Annotated in this window: 20 protein-coding genes; 11 read left to right on the plus strand and 9 right to left on the minus strand. The window is 33.1% G+C overall.

Going from position 1 to position 23,195, the window contains the following annotated elements; genetic code table 11:
- Nucleotides 1-80: 80 nt before the first annotated feature.
- Nucleotides 81-860, plus strand: coding sequence for a DUF3298 and DUF4163 domain-containing protein (locus NMK29_RS19885; RefSeq protein ID WP_108802809.1), 780 nt, complete (start codon nucleotides 81-83; stop codon nucleotides 858-860).
- On the opposite strand, the gene NMK29_RS19890 is transcribed toward NMK29_RS19885, so the two are convergent.
- Complete coding sequence (locus NMK29_RS19890; RefSeq protein WP_108802808.1) at nucleotides 855-1,310, minus strand: DinB family protein; 456 nt, start codon at nucleotides 1,308-1,310, stop codon at nucleotides 855-857. The genes NMK29_RS19885 and NMK29_RS19890 overlap by 6 nt on opposite strands.
- Before the next feature lie 100 nt (nucleotides 1,311-1,410).
- On the opposite strand from NMK29_RS19890, the gene NMK29_RS19895 reads away from it, so the two are divergent.
- Together NMK29_RS19895 and NMK29_RS19900 are read left to right on the plus strand one after the other, a co-directional pair.
- Nucleotides 1,411-1,764, plus strand: coding sequence for an arsenate reductase family protein (locus NMK29_RS19895; RefSeq protein ID WP_108802807.1), 354 nt, complete (start codon nucleotides 1,411-1,413; stop codon nucleotides 1,762-1,764).
- Nucleotides 1,757-2,650, plus strand: a complete 894-nt coding sequence (locus NMK29_RS19900) for a DMT family transporter (RefSeq protein WP_108802806.1) — start codon at nucleotides 1,757-1,759, stop codon at nucleotides 2,648-2,650. The genes NMK29_RS19895 and NMK29_RS19900 overlap by 8 nt, the downstream gene beginning before the upstream one ends.
- Here the strand turns inward: NMK29_RS19900 and NMK29_RS19905 are convergent.
- Entirely contained in the window at nucleotides 2,642-3,118 is a 477-nt protein-coding gene (locus tag NMK29_RS19905; RefSeq protein WP_027394294.1) for a thioesterase family protein, read from the minus strand. The two genes, NMK29_RS19900 and NMK29_RS19905, sit on opposite strands and share 9 nt — an antisense overlap.
- 214 nt (nucleotides 3,119-3,332) lie before the next feature.
- Between NMK29_RS19905 and NMK29_RS19910 the strand changes: the two genes are divergently transcribed.
- From NMK29_RS19910 to NMK29_RS19930, 5 genes are all read left to right on the plus strand, one after another.
- On the plus strand, nucleotides 3,333-4,334 hold the full coding sequence (locus tag NMK29_RS19910; RefSeq protein WP_108802805.1) for a bestrophin family protein: 1,002 nt from the start codon (nucleotides 3,333-3,335) through the stop codon (nucleotides 4,332-4,334).
- Nucleotides 4,334-5,293 carry a YheT family hydrolase gene (locus NMK29_RS19915; RefSeq protein ID WP_108802804.1) on the plus strand — a complete coding sequence of 320 codons (960 nt, stop codon included), beginning with the start codon at nucleotides 4,334-4,336 and terminating at the stop codon, nucleotides 5,291-5,293. The genes NMK29_RS19910 and NMK29_RS19915 overlap by 1 nt, the downstream gene beginning before the upstream one ends.
- Before the next feature lie 213 nt (nucleotides 5,294-5,506).
- On the plus strand, nucleotides 5,507-9,406 hold the full coding sequence (locus tag NMK29_RS19920) for a S8 family serine peptidase (protein ID WP_234424234.1): 3,900 nt from the start codon (nucleotides 5,507-5,509) through the stop codon (nucleotides 9,404-9,406).
- A gap of 104 nt (nucleotides 9,407-9,510) precedes the next feature.
- On the plus strand, nucleotides 9,511-10,026 hold the full coding sequence (locus NMK29_RS19925) for a GNAT family N-acetyltransferase (protein WP_108802803.1): 516 nt from the start codon (nucleotides 9,511-9,513) through the stop codon (nucleotides 10,024-10,026).
- A gap of 38 nt (nucleotides 10,027-10,064) precedes the next feature.
- A complete protein-coding gene (locus NMK29_RS19930) occupies nucleotides 10,065-10,787 on the plus strand; it encodes a phosphodiester glycosidase family protein (RefSeq protein WP_108802802.1) in 723 nt (240 codons plus the stop codon).
- A gap of 563 nt (nucleotides 10,788-11,350) precedes the next feature.
- Here the strand turns inward: NMK29_RS19930 and NMK29_RS19935 are convergent.
- The 7 genes from NMK29_RS19935 to NMK29_RS19965 all read right to left on the minus strand — a co-directional run bounded on the left by NMK29_RS19935 (nucleotide 11,351) and on the right by NMK29_RS19965 (nucleotide 20,485).
- The gene (locus NMK29_RS19935) at nucleotides 11,351-12,007 is read right to left on the minus strand and encodes a CoA transferase subunit B (protein ID WP_108802801.1); all 657 of its coding nucleotides are present in this window, start codon (nucleotides 12,005-12,007) and stop codon (nucleotides 11,351-11,353) included.
- Nucleotides 12,008-12,063: 56 nt separating this feature from the next.
- Nucleotides 12,064-12,762: a CoA transferase subunit A gene (locus NMK29_RS19940; RefSeq protein WP_108802800.1), complete on the minus strand. Its 699-nt coding sequence runs from the start codon at nucleotides 12,760-12,762 to the stop codon at nucleotides 12,064-12,066.
- A 99-nt stretch (nucleotides 12,763-12,861) separates the two neighbouring features.
- Nucleotides 12,862-15,186 carry a transglycosylase domain-containing protein gene (locus NMK29_RS19945; RefSeq protein WP_108802799.1) on the minus strand — a complete coding sequence of 775 codons (2,325 nt, stop codon included), beginning with the start codon at nucleotides 15,184-15,186 and terminating at the stop codon, nucleotides 12,862-12,864.
- 24 nt (nucleotides 15,187-15,210) lie between these two features.
- Nucleotides 15,211-17,541 (minus strand): penicillin-binding protein 1A, encoded by a 2,331-nt coding sequence (locus tag NMK29_RS19950; protein ID WP_108802798.1) that lies wholly within the window; start codon nucleotides 17,539-17,541, stop codon nucleotides 15,211-15,213.
- 1 nt (nucleotide 17,542) lies between these two features.
- Nucleotides 17,543-18,037, minus strand: a complete 495-nt coding sequence (locus tag NMK29_RS19955) for a gliding motility lipoprotein GldH (protein WP_108802797.1) — start codon at nucleotides 18,035-18,037, stop codon at nucleotides 17,543-17,545.
- Complete coding sequence (locus tag NMK29_RS19960) at nucleotides 18,024-19,307, minus strand: regulatory iron-sulfur-containing complex subunit RicT (protein ID WP_108802796.1); 1,284 nt, start codon at nucleotides 19,305-19,307, stop codon at nucleotides 18,024-18,026. The genes NMK29_RS19955 and NMK29_RS19960 overlap by 14 nt, the downstream gene beginning before the upstream one ends.
- 146 nt (nucleotides 19,308-19,453) lie before the next feature.
- Entirely contained in the window at nucleotides 19,454-20,485 is a 1,032-nt protein-coding gene (locus NMK29_RS19965) for a rhodanese-related sulfurtransferase (protein ID WP_108802795.1), read from the minus strand.
- A 500-nt stretch (nucleotides 20,486-20,985) separates the two neighbouring features.
- Between NMK29_RS19965 and recA the strand changes: the two genes are divergently transcribed.
- The 3 genes from recA to NMK29_RS19980 all read left to right on the plus strand — a co-directional run bounded on the left by recA (nucleotide 20,986) and on the right by NMK29_RS19980 (nucleotide 23,193).
- The gene (gene recA / locus NMK29_RS19970; protein WP_108802794.1) at nucleotides 20,986-21,999 is read left to right on the plus strand and encodes a recombinase RecA; all 1,014 of its coding nucleotides are present in this window, start codon (nucleotides 20,986-20,988) and stop codon (nucleotides 21,997-21,999) included.
- A 186-nt stretch (nucleotides 22,000-22,185) separates the two neighbouring features.
- Nucleotides 22,186-22,608 (plus strand): hypothetical protein, encoded by a 423-nt coding sequence (locus NMK29_RS19975; RefSeq protein WP_108802793.1) that lies wholly within the window; start codon nucleotides 22,186-22,188, stop codon nucleotides 22,606-22,608.
- Between the two features lie 39 nt (nucleotides 22,609-22,647).
- The gene (locus tag NMK29_RS19980) at nucleotides 22,648-23,193 is read left to right on the plus strand and encodes an RNA polymerase sigma factor (protein ID WP_108802792.1); all 546 of its coding nucleotides are present in this window, start codon (nucleotides 22,648-22,650) and stop codon (nucleotides 23,191-23,193) included.
- Nucleotides 23,194-23,195 lie beyond the last annotated feature (2 nt).

Here is a 23,195-nt window from a genome sequence, read left to right on the forward strand (position 1 = left end):
GTAATCTATTTTGTTAAAAAACTAAAACAAATTTATAACTTAATTCGTTCTAATCATATTTCAATGAATATCTTTAGTAGATGATTAACACAAAAACTAACACCAATCTTAAGTCACTTTTTTTAGCAGTAATCTCTATTTGTTTTTATAGCTGCCAAAAGAGTGAACCTTTAAGTTTTCATAAACGCACTATCGCCATTGATAATTATTTTGACTGCAATAGCTCTGATTGTGCTATTACAGAAATTTTTCTTCTAGAATCTATAAATGAAAATGAAATTGCAAAAAAAATCAATATTCAAATAGAAAAGGCTGCTAGTACTAGCTTAAACGTAGAAGATGACACTTCTATAGATAAAATAGAAGAAGCTCTTAAAAATTTTAATAACTCCTATCAAGAAATAAAAAAGGAATTTCCCGAAGAAATTATTCCATATGAAGCAAGTATAAACTGTGACATCAGTTATCAGAATAAATTCATTCTTTCTGTTCTAATAGATTCTTATATATTTACTGGAGGTGCTCACGGAAGTGGCAATTCGAACTACATAAACATTGATGCAAAAACTGGTGCAATTATACCGCATGAAAAACTCCTAAAGGATGTGAACAACTTTTCAATATATGTCGAAAAAATATTTAGAGAGAAGTACGCTATTCCTAATAAACAATCTATAAATAGTACTGGTTTCTTCTTTGATAATAACACTTTTAGTTTACCAAATAACATTGGGTTAACAGAGACCCATATTATTCTTTTCTATAACCAATATGAAATAAGTTCATACGCTGAAGGACCTATAGAGTTAAAACTTAAAAAAGAAGAAGTAGCGAATTATTTTACAACTACTATTTTATAATGACTTTTTGAGTGCTAAAATGTAACCGAGATGTATTCCCTCATGAAAATTATTAAAATTGATAGCATCCTCTACAGATTTTAATACAAAACCAGTACTAGTAGGATATTCTTGATACCCTTGAAAAATACTACCATCTATGTCTTTTTCAGTTTTATCAATGGTAGCAAAAAGAAGTTCTTTTACTTTTTCTACCTCTTCTTTACTTACCAAACCTTCTGTTTTAGTCCCTTTACGATATTTAGCAATCATCTCATCATCAATCATCATTGGTAATCCACTTAAATTATAAGTAAGCAACTGTTGCGTAACTACTACATGAGCAATATTCCAAATCAAATTATTATTAAACCCTTCTGGAACTTTATTTAGATCTTCCAATGAAAAGTTATCCATAATTTTGGCTAGTAATTTTCTATTGGTTCTTGTGATTTCTAATTGATCTTTCATATGTAAGTAGTAAACGTTCTTAATTTTTACCCAAAAATATGAGTTTTCAAAGAGAAATGAATTTCCTTTGTGTTGATTTTGACATTTTAAATAAAGATCTGTGAAAAAAGTATATTACCTATCAACCTGTGATACTTGTAAACGAATCATGAATGAACTAAACCTTTCTTCTGATTTTATTTTGCAAGACATTAAATCAGAAGCGATTAGCTTATCTCAAATAGAAGAAATGAAATCGTTAGCTGGTTCATATGAATCCCTTTTTAGTAAAAGAGCACGGCTTTATAAAGAAAGGAACCTAAAAAATCAAGTGTTAACAGAAGATCATTACAAAAATTTAATTCTAGAACATTATACATTCTTAAAACGTCCAGTAATATTATTTGATAATCAAATATTTATTGGTAATAGTAAAAAAGTAGTAGAAGCTGCAAATATTGCTATTAATGGATAAAAGAACGGCAGCATTACTAGCAGCTTTTGGCGCAAGTCTAATTTATGCAATCAATCACACCTTAGCAAAAGGTGTAATGCCAACCTATATTAAACCTTTTGGCTTTATTCTTCTTAGAGTAATTGGTGCCGCGGCGCTTTTTTGGTTAGCATCTATATGGGCTCCTAAGCAAAAAATTGATCACGATGATTGGTTAAGAGTATTTGGGTGTGCAATTTTTGGTATGGTGATTAATATGTTGATGTTTTTTAAAGGACTTCAATTATCTACACCGATAAACAGCTCAGTTATGATTACCATCTCTCCTATTTTGGTATTTGTGTTATCAGCTATTTTTCTTAGTGAAAAAATAACTTGGTTACGAACTGTTGGAATTCTACTTGGTTTTTCTGGAGCTTTGGGCTTAATTCTTTTTGGGTCAGAAACTAGACAAGATGCTCCTAATATTCCACTAGGTAATGTTCTTTTTATTGTCAATGCTGCTTCTTATGCTATATATCTTGTATTGGTAAAACCACTAACCGCAAAATATCATTCTTTTACTTTAATGAAATGGTTTTTCCTAATAGGGGTCATTGTTAATTTTCCTATTACCATTTCAGAATTTAGCGAAGTACAATGGACATCACTACCTTATGATGTCATATGGAAAATGGCTTTTGTAGTTGTTGGAACTACTTTTTTTACTTATTTGTTAAACGTATTCGCGCTAAAAACATTAAAAGCATCTACAATTGGTGCCTTTATCTATTTACAACCTTTATTGGCAATAAGTTTCGCCATGGCAATGGGAGCAGATTCTCTTAATGCCGTTAAAATAATCTCTGCGCTATTAGTTTTCTTAGGTGTGTATTTAGTGACCAAAAAACCTAAAAAACTAACTTAGGTCTTGTGGTATTTTTGCAAATTTTCTAGTGTCTTCTTTGGTAAGAATTTTAAAATTATCAGGACGCTCCACTTTATCCATAAACTGATTCATTTCTTCAGGAAGCGGTATTAATTTGCGAGTATTTAAATCTATCCAAGCACCCATCATCTCACATCTTGCAAAGTTTCTTCCTTTATAATCATAGAAATTATGTAAAAATTCAAAGAATTTTCCATCCTCGCTCATTCCAGATAATTCCAAAGAGACTTTTACAGGTCTACCATAAAAAACCTCTTTAAAATAATAGATATGCTCGTAGAAAACTACCGGTCCAATATTGAATTTTCCTAAAGATCGTTGATCAAAACCCAACTCAGACAAAAATGTCATTCTGGTATGTGCCGCATATTCTATATATGCTTTGTTAGCTAAATGACGATTTGCGTCAATATCATTCCATCTAATTTCGAATTCCTTCAAATACATAACTATTCATTTTACACTGTAAAAATACGAAAGACTTATTATGCTTGCATAATAAAACCTTGTTAAAAATAGCACTAGTATTCAACACCTGAAACATTTTTGAGTATAAAAACCTGTAGTAAATTAATATTTCTAAAATCTATAACTTCAAAATAAGACTCTTAAGGTTTTGAAAACCTTTAGGGTCTTCTTATTTTAGAAAAAAAATTAACGAATGTACATCAAACGTAATATTGGTTGGGGACTTATTCTTCGCTTTGCTTGGAGAAACTTACTATTTTTTACTATCTATACCGCAGCTATTTTTTCATTATATCATTTTTTAGGTTTACACTTTATTGACATTCCTTTTCAGCCACTTACAGTTATTGGAATTGCCGTAGCATTTTACATTGGTTTTAAAAACAGCCAAAGTTATGATCGTTTTTGGGAAGGTCGTAAAATTTGGGGAGGCATTGTTAATTATAGTAGAACGTGGGCAAATCAAGTTTTATGTCTAGTAAATGATAACCCTGAAACAAAAAAAGCACTTATTTATAGACACATAGCTTGGATTAATGCACTACGTATACAACTTAGACAACCTACTTCATTTTCCATAAAAGAAAATCCTTCCGTAGAACGTCTTGTTAAAAAACACGGAGAAAAAAACCCTGCATGTAATGCCACTAAAAATTTTATTTCAGACGAAGAGTATTCTGATTTACTACAAAGAAAAAATGCGGCAACTCATTTAGTAAAAAACCAAGGATTACATCTAAAAGAACTATTAAACTCCGGAAAAATTACAGAATTCGACAAACAACTTTTACACGGAATATTAGAGGAATTATATAATTTACAAGGAAAATGTGAACGTATCAAAAACACTCCTTTTCCTCGTCAGTATGCATATTTCAGTACTGTTTTTACTTGGATTTTTGTGCTATTATTGCCTTTTGGACTACTTAATGTTTTTGAAAATGAACTCAGCGATATGGCATACCATATTAAACCTTGGTTTATCTTCTTAATGATTCCTTTATCAGTATTAGTGTCTTGGATATTCACTACAATGGAAAAAGTAGGAAGTAATAGCGAGGATCCTTTTGAAGGAAGAATTAATGACGTTCCGATGACTGCACTTTGTAGAACAATTGAAATAGATTTAAGAGATATGTTAGATGAGAAAGATCTTCCGGAAAAAGTAAAACCGAAAGACAATATTCTTTACTAATGCCTTTAATAGAATCCACATACACTCCACCATATTTTTTTAAAAATGGTCACTTCTCTACTATATACCCTAATTTACTTAGAAAAGTAAACGATATTCTTCAGACGCGAGAACGTATAGAATTAGAAGATGGTGACTTTATTGATATCGATTGGAGTTATCCGTCTAATGGTGAATCTAATCAAAAAGTTGCTGTCTTAATTCATGGTTTAGAAGGCAATGCACAACGTCAATATATTGTCGGTTTGGCCAGGCACTTAAATAATAATCATTGGGATGTAGCTGCAGTAAATCTTAGAAATTGTAGTGGAGTCGTTAATAGACTATATAGATCTTATAATGCAGGTGTGAGTGAAGATTTAAGTTCAATTATCACCCATATCATCGAGAAAGAGTACAATACTATTTCGATATGTGGGTTCAGTCTTGGAGGTAACATAACGCTAAAATATTTAGGAGAGAGAGCAAGCCCTACTCAAGTTAAATCTGCAGTTGTAGTATCTGTACCTTGTGATCTATATGACTCTTTAAAAGAGATCAATAAACCAAAAAACTTTATTTATCAAAAACGATTTATTAAAAGCTTAAAAGAAAAACTGCACGAAAGGCAACAGGTTTTTCCAGAGCAAATCAGTAAATCAGATATCAATGCTTGTAAATCATTGATTGATATTGATAACTTATACACAAGCAAAGCTCATGGCTATACAAATGCTATTGATTATTATACAAAATGTAGTAGTAAACAATTTTTAAAAAATATTCAGATTCCAACATTAATTATTAACGCTAAGAACGATACTTTTCTGGGAAATGCTTGTTACCCAATTAAAGAAGCGCAGGAAAACAATAATTTATTTTTAGAGACACCTAATTTTGGTGGACATGTAGGCTTTTATCTTAGAGGTCTAACTTATTATAACGAGTATAAAACCGTACAGTTTCTAAATAAATGGTAAGCGAACCAGATGTTTTTACCGTAATTTGTAATATTTTACCTACACATGCGGATTGATGAAACAAACGTTAAGTCAATGTTAAGGTTTTGTGTAGTAATTTTTTATCCCTTTATCGAAAATCTTTTTTTAATTAGGAATATTTTAAGAGTTTTGGTCGTTTCCTTATAGAATTATCAGGGAAATCAAATTATCGCTAACTCAAACTCAATAAAAATGAAAAAAAGTTACAAAAACCTTACTGGGAGAAGGTTTAAAAAACTACACATGTTAGTTTTTTCTATGATGATACTTCTTTCGGCTGGAGCATTCGCTCAGGATAAAGCCCAGAGGTCAAAAATCATGTCGGAAAGTAATCTTTCTAAACTTAATCAACTACAAGTTGAGAATGCAGAAAAAGCTGCAATTCAAAAGAAAGAAGCTATACAAGCTGCAAAGCAAAATGGATGGCCTATTAAAACCACGCTAAAGGATGGAACTTTTTCTGAGCTGCAAAGACTTGCTCCAGATGGAAGTGCACTTTATTATACTACTTATAACGTAGACGCTGCGGAATCCACAAGAACGAATCATCTTAATATTGGAGGATCACTTGGATTAAACCTAGATGGTCAAAATATGACTGCCCATGTATGGGACGGTGGACATGCAAGAGAATCTCACCAGGAATATGATGGTGCTGGAGGAAACAATCGTGTTACTATCCAAGATGCCGCTTCAGAAGGAGGCACTCAATTAAACTTTCACGCTGCTCACGTAACTGGAACTATTACAGCTTCTGGTGTTCAAGCTGCTGCAAAAGGAATGGCTCCTCAGTCTAAAGTAAATGGATATATGTGGAACAATGATGTTGCTGAAGCTACAACTGCTGCTGCAAACGGAATGATCATATCTAATCACTCTTATGGATTTAGAGGAGATCTTGTACCAGATCAATATTTTGGTGCATATATAGACACTTCTAGAGATTGGGATGAAGTAATGTTTAATGCACCTTTCTACCTAATGGTAGTAGCTGCTGGTAATGATGGTAACCAAAATGGATATAACGGACAACCACTTGATGGAAACTCTTCTTATGATAAATTAACAGGACATTCTACTTCTAAAAACAATTTAGTAGTCGCGAATGCTCAGGATGCTAATATTAACTCGGATGGATCATTAAGTAGTGTTTCTATAAACAGTTCTAGTAGTGAAGGTCCAACGGATGATTATCGTATCAAACCAGATATTACCGGAAACGGTACTGGGGTTTACTCTACATACGAAAGCAGCAATACAGCTTATGCTAGTATTACTGGTACTTCTATGGCATCACCTAATGTTGCAGGATCATTACTATTATTACAACAACATTATAATAATACAAATGGTAGTCTTATGAGAGCTGCAACTCTAAAAGGTTTAGCTCTTCATACAGCAGACGATGCCGGACCTTCTGGTCCTGATGCAGTTTATGGATGGGGATTATTAAACGCTAAAAAAGCTGCTGAAACTATCACTAACAATGGAAATGAAACCAAAATTGAAGAACTTACGCTGAATAGTGGACAAACATATTCAATTACTGTAGATTCTGATGGTGTAAATTCTTTGATGGCTTCTATCTCTTGGACGGATCGTGCTGGAACGGCTGTTTCTGCAACTAATTCGAATGCAGCTGTGTTAGTAAATGATTTAGATATTAGAGTTACAAAAAACACTACTACATACAATCCTTATAGATTAACTGGTATTACTACAAATGGAACAGGAGACAATACTGTAGATCCATATGAAAGAGTTGATGTAGCTAATGCTACTGGTACATATACCATTACTGTAACCAACAAAGGATCTTTAGTGGGAGGAAGTCAAAACTTCTCTCTTATCGTAACTGGATTAACAGGAACACCTGTTGTTTGTAATGCTACTGTTCCTGTAGGAGTAGGAGCTTCTAACATTGGTTCTGATTCTGCAACTATAAACTGGACTGCGATTCCTGGAGCATCTTTTGATGTAAGATATCGTCAAACAGGAACTTCAACTTGGACTACACAAACAGCAAGTGGTGTTTCATCTGTAATTTCTGGTTTAGCTGAAACTACTTCATATGAAGTACAAGTAAGAAGTAACTGTTCTGATGGATCTACATCTTCTTACAGTGCATCTACTACTTTTACGACTACCGAAATTCAATTAAACTATTGCGCATCTAATGGTAATAGTGTTGCTGACGAATATATTGGTAATGTTCAATTAGGAACAATTAATAATGCTTCTGGAGCAGGAAGTGGAGGTTACTCAGATTTTACTTCGATTTCTACCTCAATTTCCAAGGGAAGTGATTATACAATTACTGTAACACCTACCTGGACAGGAACTACATATAGTGAAGGATATAGTGTATGGATTGACTATAATCAAAATGGAGTTTTTACAGATTCTGGTGAGCAAGTATGGACACAAGCTGCAACACAAACTACGCCGGTTAGTGGAAGTTTTACAGTACCTTCAAGTGCATTAAACGGAAATACAAGAATGCGTGTTTCTATGAAATATAATGGAGTACCAACTTCTTGTGAATCTTTTCAATATGGAGAAGTAGAAGACTATACTGTTACAATTGGAGCTTCTACTGGTGATACACAAGCACCAACTGCACCAACAAGTTTAGCTGCATCTGACATCACTGAAACTACTTTAACTTTATCCTGGAATGCTGCTACAGATAATGTAGGAGTTACTGCTTATGATGTATACCAAGGAAGTACTATTTTAGGAGAAGTTACTGGAACAACTGCAAACGTTACTGGATTAACAGCAAGTACTGCATATCAATTTAGTGTAAAAGCAAAAGATGCCGCTGGAAATGAATCAGCGTTTAGTAATACAATTGATGTTACTACTGCGGACGCTCCAGATACACAAGCACCAACTGCACCAAGCGGATTATCAGCTTCTAATATCGAGGAAACAACCTTAACACTATCATGGAATGCTGCTACAGATAATGTAGGAGTTACTGCTTATGATGTATACCAAGGAAGTACTGTATTAGGAGAAGTTACAGGAACAACAGCAAATGTTACTGGATTAACTGCAGACACTACATATCAGTTTAGTATTAAAGCAAAAGATGCTGCTGGAAATGAATCAGCATTTAGTAATACTATAAATGTAACTACTACTGGAGGATCTGGTGGAGGTGGTTGTACTTCAGGTATTTCCTCTTTCCCATATGATGAAGGATTTGAAAATACTTTAGGAGCTTGGACTCAATCAACTGCTGATGATATTAATTGGACTGTTGATGCTAGTGGAACACCTTCTAGTAGCACTGGACCTTCTAGCGCCACTCAAGGTTCTTACTATATTTTTGTTGAGGCTTCAGGAAATGGAACGGGATATCCTAACAAACAAGCTATCTTAAATTCTCCTTGTTTCGACCTTTCTGGTCTTTCAGAAGCAAGCTTCTCTTTCAGCTATCATATGTATGGTGCTACAGACATGGGAAGTATCGCTGTAGATGCAAGTACTGACGATGGTGCTACTTGGACAAATATTTGGAGTGAATCTGGAAATAAAGGAAATTCTTGGTTAACAGCTAGTATTGACCTTGCAACTTATGTTGGAGGAGGAGTTCAATTAAGATTTAACAGAATTACAGGATCTACCTGGCAAGCTGATATTGCAATTGATAATGTATCATTAACCAATACTTCTGGTGGTGGTGGATCAACAGATATCTGTGAAGGAGTTGCTGAATGGAGTAGTTCTCAATCCTATCAAACTGGGGATCAGGTTACGTATCAAGGAAACCTATTCGAAAGAACGGCTACAGGATGGACAAACCTTGGAGCATGTGGAACTACAACATCTTTTGTTACCACTTCTGATGACCCACAAGGACCTCCAACAGAATTACTATCTGTATATCCTAATCCATTGAAAGGAGCAATTCTTAATGTTCGTGCAGGAAACTACGGAACTCAAGAATATTCAATTCATAACATGTTGGGGCAAACGGTTCTTAAAGGAACTTTCTCTAACACAATTGATGTTCAAGGATTGGAAGCTGGAGTATACATGTTAAAAGTAAATATGGGAACGGTTCGTTTCATAAAAGAATAAAAATTTAAGACAGATAACCTTAATTTTTAATAAAGCCCTGAAACAAAATTGTTTCAGGGCTTTTTGTATACTTGTAATTCATAACTAGCTGATTTTAATCAATCATGAAATATTACGAAACTGACAGACTTAAATTACGCGCTGCAACTATAGAAGATGCTGATTTCTACCTAAAACTTCTAAATAGTCCTAAATGGCTTCAAAACATCGGAGATCGTAATGTAAAGACCACTAAAGACGCAGAAACTTATATTACAGAAAAAATGACCCCTCAATTAGAGCGATTAGGGTATTCAAATTACACAGTAATTAGAAAATCTGATAATATAAAAATTGGTTGTTGCGGATTATATGACAGAGATGGTATTGAAGGCGTAGATATCGGTTTTGCTTTTTTACCAGAATTCGAAAAAAAAGGGTATGCCTATGAAAGTTCATTTAAAATAAAAGAAATTGGAATTAGCAAATTTGGAATTAAAAAAATTAGTGCTATTACAATACCAGAAAACACATCTTCACAAAAGTTATTAGAAAAACTGGACTTTACTTTTATAAAAATGATCAAAATTCCAAACGATGATGAGGATCTTATGTTGTATGAATATCAAATAAATTCCTAAAAATTTTTGGTATAAGAATTCTCTAAATTGATACAATTATGAAAAACATCACACTTGTTTTATTTATAGCACTTAGCGTCGCGCTCACAGGATATATTCCAATTCATAAGTCAAGTATTGAGAATAAATTTTTAAGTCATGAAATAGACCTAAAACATCAGTGTTTAAAGTTTTATTGGAAAGATAAGTATGGAAAAAACTTTAGAAACTTTCAAAATCTCAAATCAGCATTGCAAAAAGAGAATAAAGAGTTAGTTTTTGCTATGAACGGAGGTATGTACAACAAAGATTTATCACCACAAGGATTATACAATGAAAACGGAGTGGTAAAATCCGAGACAGACACTCTTGACAAGGGTTACGGAAACTTCTACCTACAACCAAACGGCGTGTTTTATATAAACAAGGATAACAAACCTATTATTATTCCTACCAATAATATTAAAAAACTTGATCATATCGCTTATGCAACACAGTCTGGCCCAATGCTATTGATTAATGGAAAAATTCATTCTAAATTTAATCAAGGTTCTCCTAATATTCATATTAGAAATGGAGTTGGAATTCTACCAAATGGAAATTTACTTTTTGCAATCTCTAAAGAAAAGGTCAATTTTTACGATTTTGCTAGTTATTTTAAAGAGAAAGGATGTAAAAATGCTTTATATCTTGATGGTTTTGTTTCTCGAGCATATTTACCATCTTCCAAATGGGAACAATTAGATGGTAATTTTGGCGTAATCATCGCAGAAATCAAATAATTAAAAATAAAAAACCTGTTAAACATTATAGGCTAACAGGTCATTCATCGCGACTTGGGGAGGTTGCGATTAATTAACAACAAAAAATCACATAACAAAAATTATCTTTTTTGTTAAAACAAAAATACTTTCTTTGCTAAATACATACAGTTAGAAATCAATTCGATTGTAGGTTTAACTGATTTCTGTAAACGATTTATACGCTTTTTCATAATAGGGCAATGTGTGAGGGTTAAAACTTAATTAAAATTTTAAAAGAGAACAATAATAAAAACTGTACTTCTTTATAGGGAATGCTAATATGCAAATTATTTTTCAAAATAACGTTTAAATGCCATTAAAATCGACAAAAAACACAAAATTTTAACATTTGTTAAGATTTTTATAGAATTTACAGGTTAAAGCAAAGGTTTAGGTAAGTAAAAACAACAGTATCAAAGTAGGTTTATTCCTACATTTTAACTGTTTTATAACCTCTTTTACACATAACGTATTATTATTTGATTTATTATTCGTTCGTAATTATTTAATAAGCGTTCAGAATTATATAGTATCTGATTAAATCAATCCAAAATCATTTCTGGCACATTTCCTTCAATTATTAGATTCCCCTCTGTTGCATTTTGTATATCTTCTACACTAACACCCGGAGCTCGTTCTAACAATTTAAACCCCTCATCAGTCACTTCTAAAACCGCCATATTGGTTACCACTTTTTTAACACAACTTACCCCTGTTAAAGGCAAGGAACATTTTTTAAGTAACTTAGAAGCCCCTGCCCTATTCGTATGCATCATTGCCACTATAATATTCTCTGCACTAGCCACCAAATCCATTGCTCCACCCATTCCCTTAACCATTTTACCAGGGATTTTCCAATTTGCAATATCTCCATTCTCAGCAACTTCCATTGCTCCTAAAATAGTTAAATCAACGTGCTGCCCACGTATCATATTGAAACTAGTTGCAGAATCAAAAAAGGAAGCTCCTGCCATTGTCGTAATAGTTTGTTTACCAGCATTTATAATATCAGCATCTTCTTCTCCTTCAAATGGGAAAGGTCCCATTCCCAAAACTCCATTTTCACTTTGAAACTCCACTTCTATACCCTCTGGTATGTAATTAGCAACTAATGTAGGAATTCCAATTCCTAGATTCACAAAATATCCATCTTCCAACTCCTTAGCGATACGTTTTGCTATTCCATTTTTATCTAGCATAATATGTTTTCTTATAAAATTTATTTGAAATGTCTATAACTTAATAAGCAAAAAACCTATCTCTTCCGTACAGTACGTTGTTCTATTCTTTTTTCATAAGTATTACCTTGGAATATTTTTTGAACAAAAATTCCTGGTATATGAACTTGATCAGGATCAAGACTACCTGCAGGAACTAATTCCTCCACCTCGGCTACCGTAATTTTTGCAGCACCACACATACAAGGGTTAAAATTTCTAGCAGTTCCTTTAAAAATAAGATTACCAGCTTCATCACCTTTCCAGGCTTTTACAAAAGCGAAATCCGCATCAAAAGCCTTTTCAAGTATATACATTTTACCATTAAACTCTCTAGTTTCCTTTCCCTCTGCTACCTCTGTTCCATAACCAGCAGGTGTATAGAATGCAGGAAAACCACCTTGCGCGGCTCTACATCTTTCTGCTAATGTACCTTGAGGAATAAGTTCCACTTCTAGCTCTCCACTTAACATCTGGCGTTCGAATTCTTCATTTTCTCCAACATAAGAAGAAACCATCTTCTTAATTTGCTTTTGCTGTAACAAAAGCCCTAAACCAAAATCATCCACACCGGCGTTATTAGAAATACAGGTTAATCCTTTAATATTTTTCTTTACCAATTCTGCAATAGAATTTTCAGGTATTCCACAAAGACCAAAACCTCCTAACATAAAGGTCATATTATCTTTTACTCCTTCTGTAGCTTCAACTACTCCAGCCACTGTTTTACGAATCATAGTGTTTAATTTTTAGCAGATTAAAAGTACCAAAAAAAACAGTACTAAAACGTTTGAATACTTATAGTTTTAGAAATAATTTGATTTTTATAAGGGAAATTAAAATTGGAATTCGTCTTGTACCTTATCTCTAGTTTCATAGATTTCACAATCTAACTGTACAGATAGATTTACAGGTTTTACAAACTCAGATTTAGACACCTGTAGACTTCTATCCTGATAACATTTTTTCATATACAGTGCCCATATTGGAAGTGCCATAGAAGCACCACTTCCATAAGTTATAGATTCAAAATGTATTGATCTACTATCTCCACCTACCCATACTCCTGTACAAAGGTTGGGAACGATTCCCATAAACCATCCATCACTATTATTTTGAGTAGTTCCAGTTTTACCAGCTATTGGATTATCAAACTTATAAGGGTGTCCAGTAATAACATTTTTATAAAGGTATTGATTCGAAGCATCCGTTCTTAACGATCTACCAGATCCAGTTTCTGTAACACCTTCCATCAAATTAAGTGTTATATATGCTGATTCTTTGCTAATAACATCCTTGCGCTCTGGGAAATTATCATACAGCAAGGTTCCGTTTTTATCTTTAATATGAGAAACTATAAAAGGTTTAATATATATTCCTTCATTTGCAAACGCACTATACGCCCCAACCATTTCAGAAAGCTTTATGTTTTCTGTTCCTAACGCAATAGAAGCTACAGCATTTATTTCTGACTGAATTCCTAGTTTTCTTGTTAAATTAATCACAGTTTCTGGACCTATTCTATCCATTAATCTTGCAGAAACTGTATTTATTGATTTTGCTAATCCATTCTTGAGTGTTACTGATCCAATATAATTACCGTCTGTATTTGTTGGTGTCCAATCCTGGCCAGATACTCCATGTTTTCCTACGGGTATAGTAATTTTAGCTCTTGGTATTTTATAACAAGGAGAATACTTTAATTGGTCTACAGCGGTAGCATATACAAATGGTTTAAAAGTAGAACCAACCTGTCTTGTACCCTGGTTTACATGATCATACTTAAAATACTTATTATTAATTCCTCCAACCCAAGCTTTCACCTCTCCAGTTTGAGGGTTCATCGACATTAATCCAGTGTGCAAAAACCTTTTATAATATAAAATTGAATCTCTTGGTGTCATAATGGTGTCAATTACACCTTCCCAAGAAAATATGCTCATCTTGGTTGGAATATTGAAAGAAGTAAGAATCTCATCTTCACTTTTGCCATTATCCTTCATTATTTTTCTTCTAGCTGAATTTCTAATAGCTTTATTTACAATTTTATCTTTTTGTTCGTTAGAAATCCCTCTAAACGGAGTTGTGTTATTTGTTTTTTCTTGCTTATCAAATTCTTTTTGAAGATTGGTCATATGTTCCTTAACAGCTAGCTCAGCGTATTTTTGCATTCTGGAATTTACAGTAACATAAATTTTAAGACCATCCTCGTATATATTATGATATTCTAACTCTCCATTTTCATTCTCACCAATAGGATTATGTTTTATCCAATCCTCTACAAATTGTTTCACTTCTCTCCTAAAATAAGTTGCAGTACCTTCTGCATATCCTTCAGGTCTATAATCAAGTTCTATTGACAACTGCTGTAAACTATCTTTTTCTTTATTTGTCAAATATCCATATTTGGCCATTTGGCTTAATACTATATTTCTTCTATCAATTGCATTTTCTAATCTCGTTTTTGGATTATATATGGTTGCGCTTTTAAGCATACCTATTAATACGGCTGACTCTTCTATTTTGAGGTTTTTAAGTTCTTTATTAAAATAAATTCTTGAAGCAGATCCAATACCTATTGCTTGTCTAGCAAAATCATATTTATTTAGATACATTACAATAATTTCATTCTTAGTATACTGTCGTTCTAAACGTGCCGCTATTACCCACTCTCTAATCTTTTGAGTGTACTTATCTAATTTTTTTGATCTAAGACCAATAAACAGTAACCTTGCTAGTTGTTGTGTAATTGTACTTGCTCCTCCTTTGCTTCCTAAAGACGCAAAAGCCCTAAATGTGCCTCTTGGATCAACACCAGAATGTCCATAAAAACGGACATCTTCTGTAGCAATCAATGCATCTACTAAATGTTTTGGTAAATCATCATATTTTATTGGAGTCCTATTTTCATTGGGTTTAAAAATAGTTCCTAACTGAACACCATCAGAAGAAATAATCTGAGAAGCAAGATCATTTCTAGGATTCTCTAAATCCTCAAAAGTCGGCATCTCCCCTAAAACACCCCAACTAGCCAAAAGAAACAAAAAAGGGACAGTAATAACTGCTACAATAAAACTAACCCAGAAATATTTAATATACCTCCGTTTGTCAGAAAACGATATTTTTTTACTTGTCGTTATTTTAGAATGAGATTTCTCCATTTTATTACTAATGGATTTGTTTACCTAAAGACCAAACTCATCTTCTATTGGATCTTCTATTTTAATGTTTTTCTTAAACTCTTTACAATCTACCTCTATTGTTAAATTTTCTGGCTTTTTAAAGGCTGCTTTCGACACTTTAAGTGTTTTGTCCTCATAACACTTCCTCATATACAAAGCCCAAATTGGTAATGCCATTGTAGCTCCTTGACCATATCTTGTGGAATTAAAATGCGTAGCACGATCATCCGCACCAACCCAAACACCAGTACACAAATTAGGAACTATACCCATAAACCAACCATCACTTTGATTCTGTGTTGTACCAGTTTTACCTGCAATTGGATTTGTAAATTGATAAGGATACCCTGTTACTACATTCTTTAAATCGTATCTATTAGAAGGTCCAGATCTAAGGCGAGCTCCAGATCCTGACTGCGTTACTCCTTCTAATAAGTTTAGCGTTACATAAGCTGCTTCTTTACTAATAACATCTCTAGTTTCTGGTTCAAATTGATATAAAGTAGTTCCATTTTTATCCTCAATACTAGTGATCATAACAGGTTTATTATAAATCCCCTCATTAGCAAAAGTACCATATGCACCAACCATCTCAGACAGTTTAAGATCTACTGAACCTAATGCAATAGAAGCAACTTCTATAATCTCAGATTCAACACCAGATTTTTTAGCGAGTCTTACTATAGGTTCTGGCCCAATTCGATCCATCAAACGTGCAGAAATTGTGTTTACTGACTTTGCAAGAGCTTCCTTAAGACTAAGATAACCTATATATTTTGCGTCACTGTTTTTTGGTGTCCAATCTTCCATCACACCATGCGATCCTGCAGGAATTGTAATCTGTGACATAGGTAATGTATCACACGGAGATAATTTAAGTTGATCAATTGCTGTCGCATACACAAAAGGTTTAAAAGTAGAACCTACCTGACGTGCTCCTTGATACACATGATCATATTGGAAGTGTTTTATATCGACACCTCCAACCCAAGCTTTAACCTGACCCGTTTGAGGCTCCATCGACATCATACCTGATCTTAGAAAACTCTTATAGTACAAAATTGAATCTCTAGGAGTCATAATTGTATCAATATACCCTTTCCAAGAAAATATTTTCATCTCTGTCTTAACATCAAAAGATTTTAAAATTTCCTCCTCACTTTTATTTTGAGATAACATTTTCTTTCTTCGAGCAGAACTACGAATAGCTCTTTTTATAATTCCATTTACTTCTTGTTTACTAAGATCTCTAAATGGTGCTGTTTTATTCTTAAGCTCTTGTTTATCAAACTCTTTTTGCAAGTTAGACATGTGTTCTTGAACAGCTTCTTCTGCATATTTTTGCATTCTAGAATCAATGGTTACATTAATTCGTAATCCGTCTCTATAAATATTATAAAATTGAGCATTCCCTTCTTCATCTTCTCCTTTTGGATTCTTTTTAACCCAGTTACCCATCCAACTTCTTACATATTCTCTAAAATAGGTAGCAATTCCGTCAGAATGTCCTTCTGGAGCATAATCAAGGTTTAAAGGTAATTGTTGTAAGCTATCTTTTTCCTTAGTAGTTATATACTCATATTTTGCCATCTGAGATAAAACCACATCTCTTCTATTTTTTACTAATTCTGGTCTTCTTAAAGGATTAAAGAGCGACGAATTCTTAAGCATACCAACTAATACAGCAGCTTCTTCTTTTTTAAGTTCCTTTGGTGTTTTATTAAAATAAATCCGTGAAGCAGAACTTACTCCAATTGCTTGATTTAAGAAATCATACTTATTAAGATACATAGCCATGATCTCATCTTTGGTATACTGTCTTTCTAATCTTGCAGCAATTACCCATTCCTTTATTTTTTGAGTATACCGTTGCCAACCTTTGGATCTCGTTCCTGTAAAAAGTAATTTTGCCAATTGCTGGGTAATTGTACTTGCCCCTCCCTTTTTACCTAAGAAAGCAAAAGCTCGAATGGTTCCTCTAGCATCGATTCCCGAATGATCATAATATCTAACATCCTCAGTTGCTACCAATGCATCTACCAGGTTAATAGATAAATCCTCGAAACTTACTGGTGTTCTATTTTCCTTAAAAAAAGTTCCTATTTGCTTTCCGTCAGACGAAATAATCTGCGTTGCTAAATCATTTTGTGGGTTTTCTAAATCATCAAAACCAGGCATTTCTCCAAAATACCCCCAACTTGCAAATAAGAAAATTAGGATCACTAAGAATATTCCTGAAGCAAAAGTGATCCAAAACCACTTAATATATTTAAGTACACTAATTTCTGAGGTTTTTGACTTTTTCCTAGTCGATTTGGGTGTTGCTTTAGCCATTTTATTTAGGATTTTGTGCAAATTCTATTCTAAAACCAATATCTGTAATTCCTTCAAGAGAACTTATACCAAACGTCTCTCCATTTTTTCTCATTGCGTGTTGAAGTGTAATTTTATAAATTCCATTTTCATTGAAATTTACATTCTCTTTATACCACAACTTACTTTCTTTTACATCTGAAAAACCAGTACCAAGCCATTCTCCATTTGATGCTGCCATATCATATTCTAAAGTATCCGTAACTATCTTCCCATTGGGAAACTCCATTTCACTAATCAAAAAAATATTACTATATCTATAGTCATTCGTATTCCTAAGATTAATAAACAAATCATAGGTTTGTAATGAATCTAAGACCGGTAAATCAAATGTGACTTTTTCATCTTTTTCCCACGAACTGGACACCGTTTTATATTCATCAAAAACACGGGTGTCATCACAAGAAGACAACACTATAAAAAGAAAAAGCAAAGTTAAGAACCTAAGATTTATCATTATTCTTGCGTTGCTGTGGTTTACGTTTCCTATTATTACGTTGGTTATTTTTTTTCTTATTCGAATTTTTGTTCTCAGAAGTATTTGTTTTTGATTTTTGAGGAGTCGGTTTATTATTTTCTGCTGCGACCTTCTTTTTATTTCTATTTCTGTTTTTATTTCTCCTTCTGCTTCTTTTTGGTTGATCAAAACGTGTTAAACTATCTTGTCCTACAACGTTCTCAAAATCTACTTTAGTATCTTCAATTAATTCTGAAGCAAAATCTTCAAGGCTCGCTACCTTTTCTTTCTTCTTATTTGCATCAATAATCTCATTTGCATGATCAGCAGAGATTTTATGCCAATTCATCCATTCTCCTTCATAGGCATACCACAAATAACCTTTAAAAATATCTATTTTCTGACATACTGCAGTACCCTTTTCTGTTTGTAGTTTTATCTCTGTTTTAGGGAATTCATTTAAAGCATCAATGTAGGCGTCTAATTCATAATTAAGACAACACTTTAATTTTCCACACTGACCAGCTAATTTCTGAGGATTTAAAGATAATTGCTGATAACGAGCAGCACTCGTATTTACAGATCTAAAATCTGTAAGCCAAGTAGAACAACATAATTCGCGTCCACAAGAACCTATACCACCCAATCGCGCGGCCTCTTGTCTAAAACCTATTTGACGCATCTCTATTCTGGTACTAAACTCTTGAGCGAATTCTTTAATTAATTGTCTAAAATCTACACGTTCCTCTGCAGTGTAATAAAAAGTACATTTAGAACCATCACCCTGAAACTCAATATCCGAAATTTTCATCTGCAACTTTAGACGAATTGCAATTTCTCTTGATCTTACTTGTATAGCTTGTTCGCGATCTCTAGCCTTTTGCCATATATCGATATCTTTCTGAGATGCTTTTCGATATATCTTCCTAACATCTTCGCTATCGATATCAACCTTCTTCTTTTTCATTTGAATACGTACCAACTCCCCCGTAAGTGTAACAATACCTACATCATGTCCGGGAGAAGCCTCCGTAGCTACAATATCCCCAATACTCAAAGAAAGATTTTCTATGTTCTTGAAAAAACTTTTTCTTCCGTTTTTAAAACGAACTTCTACACAATGAAAAGGTGCTACACCACCTGGCAGTGACATATTAGATAACCAATCAAAAACAGTTAACTTATTGCAACCATCTGTACCACATGTACCATTATTCTTACATCCTTTTGGTTGTCCGTCTTTCCCGGAGGAACAACTACTACACCCCATATTCTCTTGCTATATTGAAATTTGTCTATGACTAGTCATAACAAATATGATTCTTACTCAGATCAGATGCTCAATACATCCGACATCTTAATCGATAAAGATACTATGATTTCTGTTAAAACCATAGTATCTAAATCATTTTAGTATTATTGCTTATATTTCAGTACTTCTGAACGTCCTTTTTTAAAGATTTTATTACTATTTCCTTTACCTTTTCTCAATGCTTTTTGTTCTTCATAAGGCAAGCTGTTAATCTCTTGACATTCTACAGAACAACAACTATCCATTTTTGCTGCACAATCTTCACATTGAATAAATAAAAGATGGCAAGCTTCATTCTCACAATTAACGTGGGTATCACAAGGTTTTCCGCATTGATGACAGTTAGAAATCACATCATCAGAGATTCTTTCGGATCTTCGGTGATCAAATACAAAATTTTTACCAAGATATTTGTTCTCTAACCCTTTCTCTTCTACCTGTCTAGCATATTCTATAATCCCACCTTCTAACTGGAATACGTTTTTAAAACCTTTATGCTTATAATATGCACTAGCTTTCTCGCATCTAATCCCGCCAGTACAATACATTACCAATTTTTTATCTTCTTTATGATTTTTTAAATCTTCTTCAATTATATCTAAAGAATCTCTAAATGTATCTACATCTGGAGTTATTGCACCTTTAAAATGTCCTATTTCACTTTCATAATGATTACGCATATCAACTAAGACTGTATCAGGATCTTCAATCAACTGATTAAACTTGTCTGCATCTACATGAACTCCTTTATTAGTAACATCAAAAGTTTCATCATTTAAACCATCTGCCACAATTTTTTTACGAATCTTTACTTTCAATTTTAAGAAAGATTTGATATCCTGCTCTCTTGCAATATTCAATCGAACATTTTCTAAGAAAGAGATACTATCTAAGTGTTTTTTAAAGGCTTCAAAATTTGGAGCAGGAACGGATAACTGACCATTAATTCCTTCTGTAGCGACATAGATTCTTCCTAAAACATCTAGTTCATCCCAATGTATAAAAAGGTGATTTCTGAAAATCTCAGTATTTCCGATATGTGCGTATTTATAAAAAGAGAGTGTAAGACGATCAGTACCTGCCTCATCAATAAGGGCAGCTCTCTCTTTTGCACTTAATTTGTTGTACAGTTGCATGCTATACTAATTTTTTAAGTTAAAAAGAATTTATTTTAATTTCTGCAAAAGTACAAATCATGGTTTAATATACAAGGATTGTATCATATAGGAATAAAAAATGCCTTGAAAACCACTTCAAGGCATTTTTTGGGCTAATTCGTTATTTAATTAATTTACTTAATCTAAAACGACTAAAAATTAAATAACGAAGCTAGCCACCTTCTACTATACAATTACTAATAGAAGTAATCGTACACCCAACAAGGTTATGTCTTACGACTCTTTTAAGAAATTTCATCTACATCCTCCTTCTTCACTGTTTGTTCTAGTTTTGCTTTCTATGTAGATGCAGAAAAATAAAAAGGGTTGCGTTGCGAATTAAAAAAATATCAAAATCCCATTTTATTGAATGAATAATCATTGTTAATAAATTAGTTAGATAAGTACAATTTTTAAAATGTGTATGCAAAAAACTTGTAGTATTTTAGCCATTATCAATAACAAAAGAAAGTGAGCGCATGAGTACTGAAAAAGAAAAAGATGCAAAATTAAAAGCGTTAAAACTAACTTTAGACAAGCTAGACAAAGCATACGGGAAAGGTACCGTAATGAAGATGGGGGACGATGCAGTTCAGGAGGTAGAAGTTATATCGACAGGATCACTTGGATTAGATTTAGCTCTAGGAGTTGGAGGTTATCCAAGAGGTAGAGTAATAGAGATATTTGGACCTGAATCTTCTGGTAAAACAACCTTAACATTACACGCAATTGCACAGGCTCAAAAAGGAGGTGGAATTGCTGCTTTTATAGATGCAGAACACGCATTTGATCGTTTTTATGCAGAAAAACTAGGTGTAGACATAGACAATTTAATTATCTCTCAACCAGATCATGGTGAGCAGGCATTAGAAATTGCTGATAATTTAATACGTTCGGGAGCAATTGATATCATAGTTATTGACTCAGTAGCTGCATTAACTCCTAAAAGTGAGATTGAAGGAGAAATGGGAGATTCTAAAATGGGGCTTCATGCAAGATTAATGTCTCAGGCCTTAAGAAAACTAACAAGTTCAATTAGTAAGACTAACTGTACAGTTATCTTTATCAACCAGCTTCGTGAAAAAATCGGAGTAATGTTTGGTAATCCTGAGACTACTACGGGTGGTAATGCTCTTAAATTCTATGCTTCAGTTAGATTAGACATACGTAGGTCTACTCAGATTAAAGATAGTAATAGTGCTGTACAAGGAAATAAAACCCGAGTAAAAGTTGTAAAAAATAAAGTTGCTCCACCATTTAGAACTGCGGAGTTCGATATTATGTATGGTATGGGAATTTCTAAAACTGGTGAAATTATTGACATCGGTGTTGATTATGAAATTGTCAAAAAGAGTGGTTCTTGGTTTAGTTATCAAGACACAAAACTAGGACAAGGTAGAGATGCTGTAAAGAACCTATTAAACGATAATCCGGAACTTATGGAAGAACTGGAGGAAAAAATCAAAGAAGCTATCAAGATTGTAAATGAATAACATACAATAGCATTATATAAAAAAATCCCGGACATCCGGGATTTTTTTATACCTTATATCTTAGTTTTATCCAATAAGAATACTTTTAAAAAGTATTCTTATTAAAAAACATCATCGAAACGCAACCTTATCTATTTACAAACATCTATATAATAGTATTTGGTATGTAACCCCAAAATTAGTGGTATGAAAAATATAAAAATAGTAGCACTATTCATTTTTACAATTTGCTTATCCAGCTGTTTGAATGATGATGATGCAGGGATCAATTTTTCTTATGAATTGGTTCCAATTGAAGAAGTGAGTATTCCCGATCAATTTATTAGAGGTGAGACTTATGAAATTACAGTTTCTTATTTTAGACCTTCTGACTGTCATTCTTTTAGTGGGTTTGATTATGATAGATTATCCAATGAACGTACTGTCTCTGTGGTAAATGTAGTAGTTAATGATCGAATTTGTGAAAATCTAGAACAAACAGATTTAGTCAATGTTTCCTTCAATTTTTTAGTTGGTTTCGAAGACTCATATGTTTTTAGGTTTTGGCAAGGTAGAAATGATCAAGGCGAAAATCAATTTTTAGTTATGGAAATTCCCGTTGTGGAATAGACATTATATATATTCTGTTAATCAAAATAAAAACTATTAGTGAGTTTAGACCAACTCATAAAAAAGTGTAAAAAACAAGATGCCAAGGCACAAGAACAACTGTATAGACTATACGGCAGTAAACTATTTTCTATCTGTCTTAAATATTCTAACAGTTACGTTAATGCCGAAGACACCTTGCAAGACGCTTTTATTACAATTTTTGATAAGATAGAGCAATATCGTGGTAAAGGTTCTTTTGAAGGATGGATAAAGAGAATTACTGTAAATACTGCTTTACAAAAATATCGTAAACAAAAAGTTTTTGAAATTATTGGAGAAGAACAGATAGAAGAGGTAGAAGTAGAAATCGATGAAGATACCATTTCATTAGATTATCTATTAGAAATTATCCAGCAACTACCGGATAGATATAGATTAGTATTCAATCTATATGTGTTAGATGGTTATTCTCATAAGGAGATAGCTGAGATGCTAGATATTTCTACAGGTACTTCTAAATCCAATTTGGCGAGAGCCAGAAATATTTTAAAAGAAAAAATAGAAACCAATCAAGAACATCGCGTTCAATCAATTGAAGGATGAAG

This window comes from Aquimarina sp. Aq107 (genome assembly GCF_943733665.1).
Lineage (GTDB): Bacteria > Bacteroidota > Bacteroidia > Flavobacteriales > Flavobacteriaceae > Aquimarina.

Excerpts from the sequence above, each read along its gene's own strand:
- NMK29_RS19885 (WP_108802809.1), top strand. The coding sequence starts at position 81 with ATGATTAACACAAAAACTAACACCAATCTTAAGTCACTTTTTTTAGCA.
- NMK29_RS19890 (WP_108802808.1), bottom strand. The coding sequence starts at position 1,310 with ATGAAAGATCAATTAGAAATCACAAGAACCAATAGAAAATTACTAGCC.
- NMK29_RS19900 (WP_108802806.1), top strand. The coding sequence starts at position 1,757 with ATGGATAAAAGAACGGCAGCATTACTAGCAGCTTTTGGCGCAAGTCTA.
- NMK29_RS19905 (WP_027394294.1), bottom strand. The coding sequence starts at position 3,118 with ATGTATTTGAAGGAATTCGAAATTAGATGGAATGATATTGACGCAAAT.
- NMK29_RS19910 (WP_108802805.1), top strand. The coding sequence starts at position 3,333 with ATGTACATCAAACGTAATATTGGTTGGGGACTTATTCTTCGCTTTGCT.
- NMK29_RS19915 (WP_108802804.1), top strand. The coding sequence starts at position 4,334 with ATGCCTTTAATAGAATCCACATACACTCCACCATATTTTTTTAAAAAT.
- NMK29_RS19920 (WP_234424234.1), top strand. The coding sequence starts at position 5,507 with ATGAAAAAAAGTTACAAAAACCTTACTGGGAGAAGGTTTAAAAAACTA.
- NMK29_RS19925 (WP_108802803.1), top strand. The coding sequence starts at position 9,511 with ATGAAATATTACGAAACTGACAGACTTAAATTACGCGCTGCAACTATA.
- NMK29_RS19930 (WP_108802802.1), top strand. The coding sequence starts at position 10,065 with ATGAAAAACATCACACTTGTTTTATTTATAGCACTTAGCGTCGCGCTC.
- NMK29_RS19935 (WP_108802801.1), bottom strand. The coding sequence starts at position 12,007 with ATGCTAGATAAAAATGGAATAGCAAAACGTATCGCTAAGGAGTTGGAA.
- NMK29_RS19940 (WP_108802800.1), bottom strand. The coding sequence starts at position 12,762 with ATGATTCGTAAAACAGTGGCTGGAGTAGTTGAAGCTACAGAAGGAGTA.
- NMK29_RS19945 (WP_108802799.1), bottom strand. The coding sequence starts at position 15,186 with ATGGAGAAATCTCATTCTAAAATAACGACAAGTAAAAAAATATCGTTT.
- NMK29_RS19950 (WP_108802798.1), bottom strand. The coding sequence starts at position 17,541 with ATGGCTAAAGCAACACCCAAATCGACTAGGAAAAAGTCAAAAACCTCA.
- NMK29_RS19955 (WP_108802797.1), bottom strand. The coding sequence starts at position 18,037 with ATGATAAATCTTAGGTTCTTAACTTTGCTTTTTCTTTTTATAGTGTTG.
- NMK29_RS19960 (WP_108802796.1), bottom strand. The coding sequence starts at position 19,307 with ATGGGGTGTAGTAGTTGTTCCTCCGGGAAAGACGGACAACCAAAAGGA.
- NMK29_RS19965 (WP_108802795.1), bottom strand. The coding sequence starts at position 20,485 with ATGCAACTGTACAACAAATTAAGTGCAAAAGAGAGAGCTGCCCTTATT.
- recA (WP_108802794.1), top strand. The coding sequence starts at position 20,986 with ATGAGTACTGAAAAAGAAAAAGATGCAAAATTAAAAGCGTTAAAACTA.
- NMK29_RS19975 (WP_108802793.1), top strand. The coding sequence starts at position 22,186 with ATGAAAAATATAAAAATAGTAGCACTATTCATTTTTACAATTTGCTTA.